Annotated in this window: 12 protein-coding genes; 10 read left to right on the plus strand and 2 right to left on the minus strand. The window is 66.0% G+C overall.

Annotated features, from left to right (window positions below):
* Position 1 precedes the first annotated feature (1 nt).
* The 9 genes from rpmD (at position 2) to AB0I35_RS09250 (ending at position 8,744) form a co-directional block, all read left to right on the plus strand.
* Complete coding sequence (rpmD, locus tag AB0I35_RS09210) at positions 2-181, plus strand: 50S ribosomal protein L30 (protein WP_067491217.1); 180 nt, start codon at positions 2-4, stop codon at positions 179-181.
* A gap of 1 nt (position 182) precedes the next feature.
* On the plus strand, positions 183-626 hold the full coding sequence (gene rplO, locus AB0I35_RS09215; protein WP_067491068.1) for a 50S ribosomal protein L15: 444 nt from the start codon (positions 183-185) through the stop codon (positions 624-626).
* A 166-nt stretch (positions 627-792) separates the two neighbouring features.
* The gene (gene secY, locus AB0I35_RS09220) at positions 793-2,115 is read left to right on the plus strand and encodes a preprotein translocase subunit SecY (protein WP_067491066.1); all 1,323 of its coding nucleotides are present in this window, start codon (positions 793-795) and stop codon (positions 2,113-2,115) included.
* Positions 2,112-2,657, plus strand: coding sequence for an adenylate kinase (locus AB0I35_RS09225; RefSeq protein WP_067491064.1), 546 nt, complete (start codon positions 2,112-2,114; stop codon positions 2,655-2,657). The genes secY and AB0I35_RS09225 overlap by 4 nt, the downstream gene beginning before the upstream one ends.
* On the plus strand, positions 2,657-3,454 hold the full coding sequence (map, locus tag AB0I35_RS09230; protein ID WP_357395281.1) for a type I methionyl aminopeptidase: 798 nt from the start codon (positions 2,657-2,659) through the stop codon (positions 3,452-3,454). Before AB0I35_RS09225 ends, map begins: the two co-directional genes overlap by 1 nt.
* Positions 3,455-3,538: 84 nt before the next feature.
* Positions 3,539-4,630 carry a BMP family ABC transporter substrate-binding protein gene (locus tag AB0I35_RS09235; RefSeq protein ID WP_357395282.1) on the plus strand — a complete coding sequence of 364 codons (1,092 nt, stop codon included), beginning with the start codon at positions 3,539-3,541 and terminating at the stop codon, positions 4,628-4,630.
* A 10-nt stretch (positions 4,631-4,640) separates the two neighbouring features.
* The gene (locus AB0I35_RS09240; RefSeq protein ID WP_357395283.1) at positions 4,641-6,158 is read left to right on the plus strand and encodes an ABC transporter ATP-binding protein; all 1,518 of its coding nucleotides are present in this window, start codon (positions 4,641-4,643) and stop codon (positions 6,156-6,158) included.
* Positions 6,159-6,186: 28 nt separating this feature from the next.
* Positions 6,187-7,455, plus strand: a complete 1,269-nt coding sequence (locus AB0I35_RS09245; protein WP_357395284.1) for an ABC transporter permease — start codon at positions 6,187-6,189, stop codon at positions 7,453-7,455.
* Complete coding sequence (locus AB0I35_RS09250) at positions 7,452-8,744, plus strand: ABC transporter permease (protein ID WP_357395286.1); 1,293 nt, start codon at positions 7,452-7,454, stop codon at positions 8,742-8,744. The genes AB0I35_RS09245 and AB0I35_RS09250 overlap by 4 nt, the downstream gene beginning before the upstream one ends.
* Position 8,745: 1 nt before the next feature.
* Here the strand turns inward: AB0I35_RS09250 and dtd are convergent, their stop codons facing one another.
* Positions 8,746-9,189 (minus strand): D-aminoacyl-tRNA deacylase, encoded by a 444-nt coding sequence (dtd, locus tag AB0I35_RS09255; RefSeq protein WP_357395287.1) that lies wholly within the window; start codon positions 9,187-9,189, stop codon positions 8,746-8,748.
* A 137-nt stretch (positions 9,190-9,326) separates the two neighbouring features.
* On the opposite strand from dtd, the gene AB0I35_RS09260 reads away from it, so the two are divergent.
* The gene (locus AB0I35_RS09260; RefSeq protein WP_357395288.1) at positions 9,327-9,539 is read left to right on the plus strand and encodes a hypothetical protein; all 213 of its coding nucleotides are present in this window, start codon (positions 9,327-9,329) and stop codon (positions 9,537-9,539) included.
* Between the two features lie 51 nt (positions 9,540-9,590).
* On the opposite strand, the gene AB0I35_RS09265 is transcribed toward AB0I35_RS09260, so the two are convergent.
* The gene (locus AB0I35_RS09265) at positions 9,591-11,090 is read right to left on the minus strand and encodes a hypothetical protein (protein ID WP_357395289.1); all 1,500 of its coding nucleotides are present in this window, start codon (positions 11,088-11,090) and stop codon (positions 9,591-9,593) included.
* Between the last annotated feature and the right edge of the window lie 258 nt (positions 11,091-11,348).

Here is an 11,348-nt window from a genome sequence, read left to right on the forward strand (position 1 = left end):
CATGGCAGATCTCAAGGTGACCCAGATCAAGAGCACGATCGGTGCCAAGGCGAACCAGCGCGCGAGCCTGCGTACCCTCGGCCTGCGGAAGATCCGCCAGTCGGTGGTTCGTGAGGACAACGCTCAGAACCGCGGTCTGATCAATGTCGTGCGCCACCTCGTAACAGTTGAGGAGGTCTGACATGACCATCAAATTGCACCACCTGCGTCCTGCGCCGGGTTCCAAGACCGAGAAGACCCGGGTGGGTCGCGGTGAGGGTTCCAAGGGCAAGACCGCCGGTCGTGGTACCAAGGGCACCAAGGCCCGCAAGAACGTCCCCGCGGCGTTCGAGGGTGGCCAGATGCCGCTGCACATGCGCCTGCCGAAGCTGAAGGGCTTCACCAACCGCTTCCGCGTGGAGTACCAGGTTGTGAACGTGGGCCGCATCGCGGAGTTGTTCCCCGAAGGCGGCACGGTCGGTAAGGCCGAGCTCGTCGCGGCCGGCGCCGTTCGCAAGAACGAGCTGGTGAAGGTCCTCGGTGACGGCGACATCTCCGTCGCCGTGCAGGTGACCGCCGACAAGGTGACCGGCTCCGCCAAGGAGAAGATCACCGCTGCCGGTGGCACCGTCACCGAACTGGCCTGACGGTACTGTAGTCACAGCGACACCGGACGAGTCGAGCACTCGTCCGGTGTCACTGTAGAGTCTCAACAAGTGTTGTCTGCCAAGCTCGTCATCGGCTGACGTCTCCACCACGACGCCGTGTTGGTTCAGTCGCATGGCATGACCATGTCGTTCGCCAGGAGGATCTGTGCTTTCCGCCTTCGTATCGGCCTTCCGGACTCCGGACTTACGGCGGAAGATTCTCTTCACGCTGGGGTTGATCGTGCTGTACCGGTTGGGTGCCGCGCTGCCGTCCCCCGGCGTCAACTATCAGAACGTCCAGGAATGCGTGAAGCTGGTCTCCGGTGGCGAATCCGCCGGTATCTACCAGCTCATCAATCTGTTCTCCGGTGGTGCGCTACTGCAGCTTTCGGTGTTCGCGATCGGCATCATGCCGTACATCACCGCGAGCATCATCATCCAGCTGCTGACCGTGGTCATCCCGCGCTTCGAGGAGTTGCGCAAGGAAGGCCAAGCCGGCCAGACCAAGATGACGCAGTACACCCGCTACCTCTCGATCGCCCTGGCGATCCTGCAGGCCACGGGTCTCGTCGCGCTCGCCGCTCGCGGTCAGCTGCTGCAGGGCTGCCAGGAAGACATCCTCGAGGACACCGGCATCTTCGGCATGATCGTCATCGTGCTGGTGATGACCGCCGGTGCGGCCCTGGTGATGTGGTTCGGCGAGCAGATCACCGAGCGCGGTGTCGGTAACGGCATGTCGCTGCTGATCTTCGCCGGTATCGCCGCGCGTATCCCGCTCGACGGCAAGGCCATTCTCGATACCCGTGGCGCCATGATCTTCAGCCTCGTGTGTGTTGGTGTGCTGCTGATCATCGTCGCGGTGGTCTTCGTCGAACAGGGTCAGCGCCGGATCCCGGTGCAGTACGCCAAGCGCGTCGTCGGCCGCAAGATGTACGGCGGCTCCTCGACCTATCTGCCGCTGAAGGTCAACCAGGCCGGTGTGATCCCGGTGATCTTCGCGTCTTCGCTGCTCTACCTGCCCAACCTGATTTCGCAGCTCACCTCGTCGAGCACCGCGACGGACCCGAGCTGGTGGCAGGAGATCATCCAGAAGTACCTGGTCGATCCGACCAACCCGGTCTACATCGCCGTCTACTTCGGTTTGATCGTGTTCTTCACCTACTTCTACGTCGCGATCACCTTCAACCCGGAGGAACGCGCGGACGAGATGAAGAAGTTCGGTGGCTTCATTCCGGGCTACCGCCCCGGTAAGCCGACCGCCGACTACCTCAATTATGTTCTGAGCCGCATCACCCTGCCCGGCTCGATCTACCTCGGCGCGGTCACCGTCCTGCCGAGTATCGCCCTCGGCAGCGGCAGCACGGGCCAGTCGGCGAACATGTCCTTCGGCGGTGCCGCGGTGCTCATCATGGTCAGCGTGGGTCTCGACACGGTCAAGCAGATCGAGAGCCAGCTGATGAATCGAAATTACGAAGGGTTCCTCAAGTGAGAGTTGTTCTGCTCGGTCCGCCGGGTGCCGGCAAAGGTACTCAGGCCGTCCTGCTGTCGGAAAAGCTGGGCGTTCCGCACATCTCCACCGGAGACCTCTTCCGCGCGAACATCAGCCAGCAGACCGCCCTCGGTCGCGAGGCGCAGAAGTACATGGACGCCGGTGACCTGGTCCCCAGCGACGTCACCAACCGCATGGTCGAAGCCCGCGTCGCCGAACCGGACGCCGCGAACGGTTTCGTCCTCGACGGTTACCCGCGCACGGTCGACCAGGCCGACGCGCTGAAGAAGATCCTCGAGCATCACGGCACCGCGCTCGATGCCGTGCTGTGCTTCGTGGTCGCCGAGGACACCGTGGTCGAGCGCATGCTCGCCCGTGGCCGCGCCGACGACACCGAGGACGTCATCCGCAACCGGCTGCGGGTCTACCGCGAGGAGACCGAGCCGCTGCTCGAGTACTACGACGGTCTGGTCGTGACCGTCGACGGTCTCGGCGAGGTCGACGACGTCAACGCGCGAGCGCTGAAGGCTCTCGGCCAGTAATGGCATTCGGTCGCAAGAAGAAGGTCGTGCCGTTCCGCACGGCGGGCGAGCTCGACGCCATGGCGGCGGCGGGCGCGATCGTCGGGCGGGCGCTGGTCGCCGTGCGCGACGCCGCCAAGCCAGGGGTGTCGACGCTCGAGCTCGACGAGGTCGCCGAGCAGGTGATCCGGGAGGCGGGCGCGGTTCCGTCGTTCAAGGGTTACCACGGCTTCCCCGGCTCGATCTGTTCTTCGGTCAACGACCGTGTGGTGCACGGGATCCCCTCGGCGAAAGAGATTCTCACCGAGGGCGATCTGGTGTCGATCGACTGCGGCGCCATCCTCGACGGCTGGCACGGTGATTCGGCCTGGACCTTCGGCGTCGGCAACATCATCGAAGCCGATCGTCTGCTCAGCGAGGCGACGAAGTGGTCGATGGAGGCGGGTATCGGCGCGATGGTGCCCGGCAACCGGCTCACCGACGTGTCGCACGCGATCGAGCTCGGCACCCGGGCCGCCGAAGAGGTGCACGGCCGCAAATACGGCATCGTCGACGGCTACGGTGGCCACGCCATCGGCCGCGAGATGCACATGGATCCGTTCCTGCCGAACGAGGGCGCCCCGGGCAAGGGCCCGCGCCTGGTGGTCGGATCGGTGCTGGCCATCGAGCCGATGCTCACCCTCGGCACCACCGAGACCAAGACCCTCGACGACGACTGGACCGTGGTGACCACCGACGGTTCGCGGGCCGCGCACTGGGAACACAGCGTGGCTGTCACCGAGGACGGTCCGCGCATTCTCACGCTGCGCCCGGAGTGACGCCGGGTAAGTCTTTCGCGACTTTCCGGTGAAGTAATGTTTCGAATCCGGCTCCCGGCCGGGGTGATCCTGTATCTCTGAGTAATGAGATCTGGCTTCGCGCTGATCGCCGTCGTCGCTACCTGCGCGGCGGCGGCGTCGCTCGTCGGTTGCGGTGAGCCGCCTGCCGAGTCGCGCTACACGGGATCGGGCAATACCTACGGTTCGGCGAACGCCGGTTTCGAGACCTGCATGGTGACCGATGCGGGCGGTGTGGACGACAAGTCGTTCAACGAATCCGGCTGGAACGGGGTGAAGGCGGCGATCGACGCCAACCCCGGCGCCTACGGTTCCTACCGGCAGTCGAACAGTTCCGCCGATTACGAACCCAACCTGCGGGCCTCGGCCGATGACGACTGCGATCTGGTGATCGGCGTCGGCGGCCTGATGGCGGAGGCGGTGGCGCAGGTGGCGGGGGAGTACCCGGATCAGCGGTTCGCCATCGTCGACGCGCACGTGGAGTTGGACAACGTCTATTCGATGGAGTTCAACGCCGCCCAGTCCTCTTATCTGGCAGGCTATCTCGCGGCGGGAATGACCAAGACCGGCCGTGTCGCGACCTGGGGCGGCATGCAGATTCCGGCCGTGACGATCTTCATGGACGGTTTCGCGGCAGGCGTGGCCAGGTACAACCAGGTTCACGGGACGAGTGCCGAAGTGCTCGGCTGGAATGTAGCCGAGCAGAACGGTTCGTTCACCGGCAATTTCGACGACACCAGTGCCGGTCGCTCGCTGACCGAGAATTTCATCGCCCAGGGCGCCGACATCATTCATCCGGTGGCCGGTCCCGTCGGCATGGGTGGTGCGTCGGCCGTGCAGGATTCGCCCGGCGTGAGCATGGTCTGGGTCGATTCCGACGGGTACGAAGCCGTGCCCGAATACAAAGACATCATGTTGTCGTCGTCGATGAAGGACATTTCCGCCGCGGTGCGTGTCGCGATCGACAACGCTTTCGCCGAGGGCCCGAAAGACGGCCGGTATGTCGGCACCCTCGGCAACGGTGGGGTGGGCCTCGCGCCGTTCCATGATTTCGACGGTGCCGTGCCCGAGCGGCTGAAACAGGAGCTCACGGCCCTGCGCACCGAGATCGTCGAAGGCCGGATCGTGATCGACTCACCCGCCGCCCCCAAGCTCTGAGGACAACGACATGCGACTCGAAGTACGGGGACTGACAAAGGCTTTCGGCGATTTCCTGGCCGACGAGAATGTCGACCTGGTGGTGGAACCCGGTCAGGTGCACGCGATTCTCGGGGAGAACGGCGCGGGGAAATCGACCCTGATGAATATGCTCTACGGCATTCTCGAACCGACCAGCGGCGAAATCCTCATCGACGGCGCACCCGTGCGGTTCCGTTCGCCCAGCGACGCGATCGCCGCCGGAATCGGCATGGTGCATCAGCATTTCAAGCTGGTCGGCCCGTTCAGTGTGGCCGACAATGTGCAGCTGGGTCGCGAACACGCCAAGCGCGGGATTCTGGACCGGGCGGCGGCACGTGACGCGGTGCGCGCGGTGTCGGATCGGTACGGTCTTGCGCTCGATCCGGATGCCATCTGTGAGGACCTGCCGGTGGGTGTGCAGCAGCGGGTGGAGATCGTCAAGGCGCTCTCCGGCGACACCGACCTGCTGATCCTCGACGAACCGACCGCCGTGCTCACCCCGCCGGAAGTAGCGGAGCTGCTCGGCATCATCCGCAATCTAACCGCCGCGGGCATGTCGGTGATCTTCATCAGCCACAAGCTCAAAGAGGTGAAGGCCATCGCCGACACCATCACGGTGCTGCGCCGGGGCAAGGTGGTGGCCAAGGCCTCGCCCGAGGACAGCGAGGCCGACCTGGCGGCGGCGATGGTCGGGCGCTCGGTGATCCTGACCGTCGAACGCACACCCGCCGATCCAGGTGAGGTCGCCCTGGCGGTGCAGGATCTGACGGTGCTCGGCGAGCGGGGCACGGCGGTGCTCGACGGGCTGAACCTCACGGTGCGCGCCGGGGAGATCGTCGGGTTGGCCGGGGTGGAGGGCAACGGCCAGACCGAACTCGCCAGGGCCGTGCTCGGCACCGTTCGCCCGGACGGCGGAACGATCGAGCTGGGCGGGGTGCCGGTGACCTCGTGGGATCCGTACCGGCGCATCGTCGCCGGGCTCGGCTACATCCCGGAGGACCGTGGCCGCGACGGGCTGGCGGCCGACTTCACCGTGGCCGAGAACCTCGTGCTCAACCAGTACCGCGACGCACCGCTGTCGCATCGTGGCGTGCTCGACAGCGAGGCCGTCCGCACGCTGGCGGACAAGGCCATCGCCGACTTCGACATCCGCACCCGCGGCCCGGGCGAGCTCGTGTCGGCGCTGTCGGGTGGCAACCAGCAGAAGGTGGTGATCGCCCGCGAATTCTCCCGTCCCCGTGCGGTCCTCGTCGCGGCACAGCCCACCCGAGGGGTGGACGTGGGCGCTATCGAGTTCATCCACAGCAGGCTCGTCGCCGAACGTGACTCGGGGACCGGGGTGCTGCTCATCTCCGCCGAACTGGACGAGATTCTCGCCCTGTCCGACCGGATCGCGGTGATCCACAACGGGCAGATCGTCGGCGAGGTCGGTCCGGACACCCCGCGCGAGATCATCGGTCAGCTGATGGCAGGCCACCGCCCCACCGAATCCGCCACCCCGAGCTGAACTGGCGCCGACATCCTCGAGGATTCCCATGCCGAGTACGACCACCGCGCCGGAGACCGAATCGCCCCGGCCCGAAAGACCAGGTTTCGGCCGCACCTTCACCCGGTATCTGACCGAAGCCAACAGCGTGATGGTGACCATCTATTCGCTGCTGCTCGCCTTCGCGATCGGCGCGCTGCTCATCATCGTTTCCGATCCGTCGGTGCGCCGGGCCTGGGGCTACTTCCTCAACCGGCCCTCCGACGCGCTGAGTTTCTCCTGGCAGGCGGTGAGCACGGCCTACCGTGACCTGTTCGAGGGCGCCGTCCTCGACATCGGCCGCCTGCAGGAGTTCTTCGACGGCACGGCCACCCTCGCCCAGGTGCTACGCCCGATCTCGGAGACGCTCACCTACGCCACCCCGCTGATCTTCACCGGGCTCGCCGTGGGGCTGGCGTTCCGGGCCGGATTGTTCAATATCGGTGGGCACGGGCAGTTCATCTTCGGCATGCTCGGTGCCTTGATCGTCGGTTTCGCGATCGATCTGCCGCCGCTGCTGCACGTGCCGCTCGCGCTGGCCGCCGGTGCGCTCGCGGGCGGGATCTTCGGTGCCGTTCCCGGTGTGCTGAAGGCGAAAACCGGCGCACACGAGGTGATCTCGTCGATCATGTTGAACAATATCGCCACCTATTTCCTGCTCTGGGCGCTGAGCACCACCTTCATCCACTCGCTGACCTCCCAGGAGCTGGTGTCCAAGCCGGTCGATATCTCGGCGCGGCTGCCCCGTCTCCTCGGCTGGGCGGGGTCGGGGCTGCGGGTAAGTGTCGGCCTGCTGATCGCGTTGGCGCTGGCGGCGGGGATCTGGTGGCTGCTGCGCAAGTCGACCTTCGGGTACCGGATCCGCGCGGTCGGGGCGAATCCGCACGCGGCGCAGACGGCGGGCATCGACATGGGGCGTACGTTCATCACGACGATGGGGGTGTCGGGTGCGCTGGCCGGGATCGGCGGCGGGGCGCTGGTGCTCGGGTTGAATCCGTACACGGTCAACCCCGGAACGGTTGCCGAGTTCGGCTTCGACGGCATCACCGTCGCCTTGCTCGGGCGGGCGCATCCGGGTGGGATCGTCGCGGCGGCCTTGCTGTTCGGTGCGTTGAAGTCGGGCACGCTGCACATGCAGCCCGCCATCCCGGTGGAGATGTCGACGCTGTTGCAGGCGGTGATCGTGCTGTTCATCGCCGCGCCCGCCCTGGTGAAAACCCTGCTGCACCTGCGCACTCCGCGCGGTGGGCTCAACACGCTGGAAGCGAGGGGCTGGTGAGTACCGCTGTCACCGAATCGAAATCGGTCGTCGTGACCGAGACCGTGCGTCACCCGGTGGGTGGGGCGGTGCTCGTCGTGCTCGGGGCGGTGCTCGCCGTCGCGGCGTTGCTGTGGATGCCCGACGGGCGGGCCACCACGTTCCGTCTGGATCAGACCGTCGAAAGCGGCTGGACCGTCGGCACTTTCGGCATCGTTGTGACTCTCGCGGTGCTCACCGTGCTGCTCGGAGTGCTGATGCTCGCGCGGGCGGTGAGTGCGCGCATGCACGGGGTGATCGTCGGGGTGGCGGCGACCGCGCTGGTGATCGCGGTGTTGTCCTGGGTGGTGACGCCCGGCGTCGGGTTCCCGGTGGAGTTCGTGCTGGCCACCACGCTGTTCCTGGCCTTGCCGTTCATCTTCGGCGCCCTGTCCGGGGTGGTGTGTGAGCGGTCCGGTGTCATCAACCTCGGCATCGAAGGACAGTTCCTGGCAGGCGCCTTCACCGCCGTGCTGTTCGCCTCGATCACCGGCAACCCCTATGTCGGCATCCTCGCGGCAGTACTCAGCGGCATGATATCCACGCTGCTGCTGGCCTGGCTGGCCACCCGTTTCGAGGTGAATCAGCTGGTCACCGGTGTGATCCTGAACCTGCTCGCACTCGGCCTCACCGGGTTCCTGTTCGAGCGGCTCATGCGCATGGACCATTCACTCAACCAGCCGAGCACGGTGCCGCGCATCGGCGGATTCCTGCACGACATCGGCCTCGGCTTCCTTACCGACATCCCGATCCTCGGCCCGGTCCTCTTCGACCAGAACCTCTTCGTCTACGTGGCGCTGGCCTGTGTGTTCGGGCTGTCCTACCTGCTGTTCCACACCAGGTGGGGGCTGCGGACCCGTGCCGTCGGGGAGCACCCGGCGGCCGCCGACGCCGCCGGCATCGACGTGAACCGGCTGCGGTTCTGGAACGTCACCTGCGCGGGTGCGCTGTCAGGTTTCGGCGGCGCGTTCTTCACCATCGCCAACAATGTGGCCTTCAGCAAGAACATGACCGCGGCCCTCGGCTTCGTCGCGCTCGCGGTGATGATCGTCGGCCGTTGGAACCCCGTCGGCGCCCTGTGGGCCGCCCTCCTCTTCGGTTTCTCCAGCGCCCTGCAACGGTTCCTCAACACCATGCCCGGCAACCCGATCCCCACCGAATTCCTCGGCATGCTGCCTTACGTGGTCACTCTCGTCGTGGTCGCCGGATTCATCGGAAAAGCCGTCGCCCCCGCCGCCGACGGCATCCCGTACCGGCCTGGTGACAATTAGTTCAGCCTTCGAGCAGGACGGTGACCGGACCGTCGTTGGTCAGGTCTATGTGCATGTGGGCGCCGAATTTTCCGGTGGCCACGGTGGCACCCAGGTCACGCAGAGTGTCGGCGAAAATATCCACCAGTGGCTCGGCGACCGGGCCCGGGGCGGCGGCGTTCCAAGAGGGGCGGCGTCCCTTTGCGGTGTTGGCGTAGAGGGTGAACTGGCTGACAACGAGAATCGGCGCGTTCAGGTCGGCGGCCGAACGCTCGCCTTCGAGGATACGAAGCCGGAAAGCCTTGTCCGCCAGTGTTTTCGCGATGTCCTCGGTGTCGGTGTGGGTGACGCCGACCAGCGCGAGCAGGCCGTGCGGCACGCCCGTCGCGGCCGGGTCGATCCGGCCGACGACCTGATCGTCGACTGTTACCTGGGCGGTGGTCACACGCTGCAGCAGTACTCGCACAGCTATCGATCATGCCGGGTGACCCGAATCAACGGTAATCGGGGTGCAATCCATTGTTGTGAACGATCCGGGAATTACGAAAAGCGCTGTCCGGCTGCGGTTTACATTTCCCGCCCTGGACCGATAGTTTTACCGGTATGACGGACGAGCAAGTGCAGCAACGTAAGAATCTATTCATGGGGGGAATTGCGGCACTGGTGGGCTTCGGCCTGTTCATTCTGATGTTCTCGGCATTCGACATGGAGCCGAGCGGCTTCACCAGCGCGATCACCACGGGCCTGCTGGTGACGGCGGCAGCCTGCTTCGGCAGCGCCGCCCGAATCAAACGAGACGCGAACCGCAATTCCTGAACACACAAAAGCCGCTGCCCTCGATGTCTGGAGGGCAGCGGCTTCGGTGTGTCAGTCCTTGCCGAAGAACAGGATGTCGGGGCCGTAGTCGGTGAGGGGGCCCTTTTCGGCGGCTTGGCGGATGCCGCTGCCGGGTAGTTCGGTGACCTTGGCGAACATCGCCGCGTTGCCGAAGGCCGCGCGGACCTGGGTTTCGGAGGCGTAGTCGGCGCCGTAGTCGGCGAGGGTGGCGAAGTCGAGGGGGGCCAGGGGGGTGTCGAGTGGGGCTTGGCCCGCAGGGCGGCCGAGGGCGGCGTACTGGGTGGCCACGCCGTTGTCGTAGAGGCACAGCTCGTAGGAGATGTTCTCGATGGTGGCGACGGTCAGCACCGGCCACTTCGCCGACAACGCGACAGCCAGGGGGTGTTTGCCGAGTGCGCCGATCTCCCAGTTCAGGCTCTTCACCGAAACCCAGCTGCCCGAGGCCTTCTCGACGAGCACCACATCGGCGCCGAGTTCGGTGTCCGGGTTGACCTTCGGTTCCTTGACGCCCCAATGCCGTTCGTGCACACCGGCGAACCGGCCCGCGTCGACAGGAGTGGCGCCGTGCGCGGCGAAGGCGGCGGTGACAGCGGTCCGAACCTGCTCCAGTGCGTCGGGCGCCGAGCAGCGCACCGCGATCGCGCCGTAGGTCGCGGTGATTTCCACGGGCCGCGACGGCGGCTCCGGCATGGCACCGGCGGCCAAAGGCTTGAGGCCGACAAGGGCGAGGCGCCAGTTGATTTCGTCGATGGTCGCCAGGTCGCCACCCGACTGGTACAGGATCTGCTGCTGGGTCAACCGGCCGGCGCGCTCGAGCGTCGGAGCGCCGAGCTTGTGCAGTGCCTGGGTGGTCTTCAGGGTGAGATCGAGGTCCTCGATCCGGGTTTCGCGCAGCTGCGCCGTGCTCGCCGAGGACGTGACCTCCGAGTACAGCGCGCGATAGCTGGCGATGGCCTGTTTGCGGGAGCGCCCGACCATCAGCGTCCGCAACAGCGTGCTCAGGCTGGCCAGGTATTTGCCCGGCTGCTCGGGTGCCCGCGCGTACATCGCGGCCCGGATCCGCACCGCCGACTCCGTGGCAGCCACCGCCGCCTCGTGATCGAGGCGCATCAACCACACGCCGCACTTGGACAACCCGTCGGCGCACATCGCCTGCACGTCCGGATAGTCCTGTGCCACTTGCCGATACGCCGAACACGCGCTGCGGATGGTGTTGGTGGCGAGCTGGCGGTGCCCGACCAGCCGCGTCGCCTGCTCGAACAAGCGCAGCGCGTCCTGCAGCGCGCCCGCGTATTCATAGGAGACATAACCCTCGACCAGCCAATGCAGCCGGATCGCCACCGCTTCCTGGGCGGGCTCGAGAGCCTCTGCGGTGCGGTCGCGTCCCGACGGGTCGTCTCTGGTTGCGAGCAGACCTTGGGCCAGTTCGGTGAGCGAACCCGCCAGGCGGAGGTAGTCGTCCGGGGCTTGGCTTCTGGTGTTGGCGCGGTCCGCCGCAACGCGCCGTTCGAGGCTACTCAGGTCGGTCATGAGCAGTTCCATCGCGACGTCAATCTGGCCCCATCAATCGTTCGAGCGTGGCCCCGGGCGGCCTTCAGTGCTTCGATCGAGTCTGTCACAGATCGGTGACCTCCGTCGTGGGTGCGTGCAGATCTGCGCATCGGCCGTCTCGTTGGCGGATGTGCGCCACCGACGCGCGCGGCGGTTTCGGTGACAGACGCGAGAATTCATGGTAGCCGGAAGATGCTGGGGCTGGGCAGATTACATTGCGGTGGCTAAGCTTCGGAG

Origin of the sequence: Nocardia sp. NPDC050378, from assembly GCF_040655675.1 — a bacterium.
Lineage (GTDB): Bacteria > Actinomycetota > Actinomycetes > Mycobacteriales > Mycobacteriaceae > Nocardia > Nocardia coubleae.

Excerpts from the sequence above, each read along its gene's own strand:
- map (WP_357395281.1), top strand. The coding sequence starts at position 2,657 with ATGGCATTCGGTCGCAAGAAGAAGGTCGTGCCGTTCCGCACGGCGGGC.
- AB0I35_RS09260 (WP_357395288.1), top strand. The coding sequence starts at position 9,327 with ATGACGGACGAGCAAGTGCAGCAACGTAAGAATCTATTCATGGGGGGA.
- AB0I35_RS09240 (WP_357395283.1), top strand. The coding sequence starts at position 4,641 with ATGCGACTCGAAGTACGGGGACTGACAAAGGCTTTCGGCGATTTCCTG.
- rplO (WP_067491068.1), top strand. The coding sequence starts at position 183 with ATGACCATCAAATTGCACCACCTGCGTCCTGCGCCGGGTTCCAAGACC.
- AB0I35_RS09235 (WP_357395282.1), top strand. The coding sequence starts at position 3,539 with ATGAGATCTGGCTTCGCGCTGATCGCCGTCGTCGCTACCTGCGCGGCG.
- AB0I35_RS09265 (WP_357395289.1), bottom strand. The coding sequence starts at position 11,090 with ATGACCGACCTGAGTAGCCTCGAACGGCGCGTTGCGGCGGACCGCGCC.
- rpmD (WP_067491217.1), top strand. The coding sequence starts at position 2 with ATGGCAGATCTCAAGGTGACCCAGATCAAGAGCACGATCGGTGCCAAG.
- AB0I35_RS09245 (WP_357395284.1), top strand. The coding sequence starts at position 6,187 with ATGCCGAGTACGACCACCGCGCCGGAGACCGAATCGCCCCGGCCCGAA.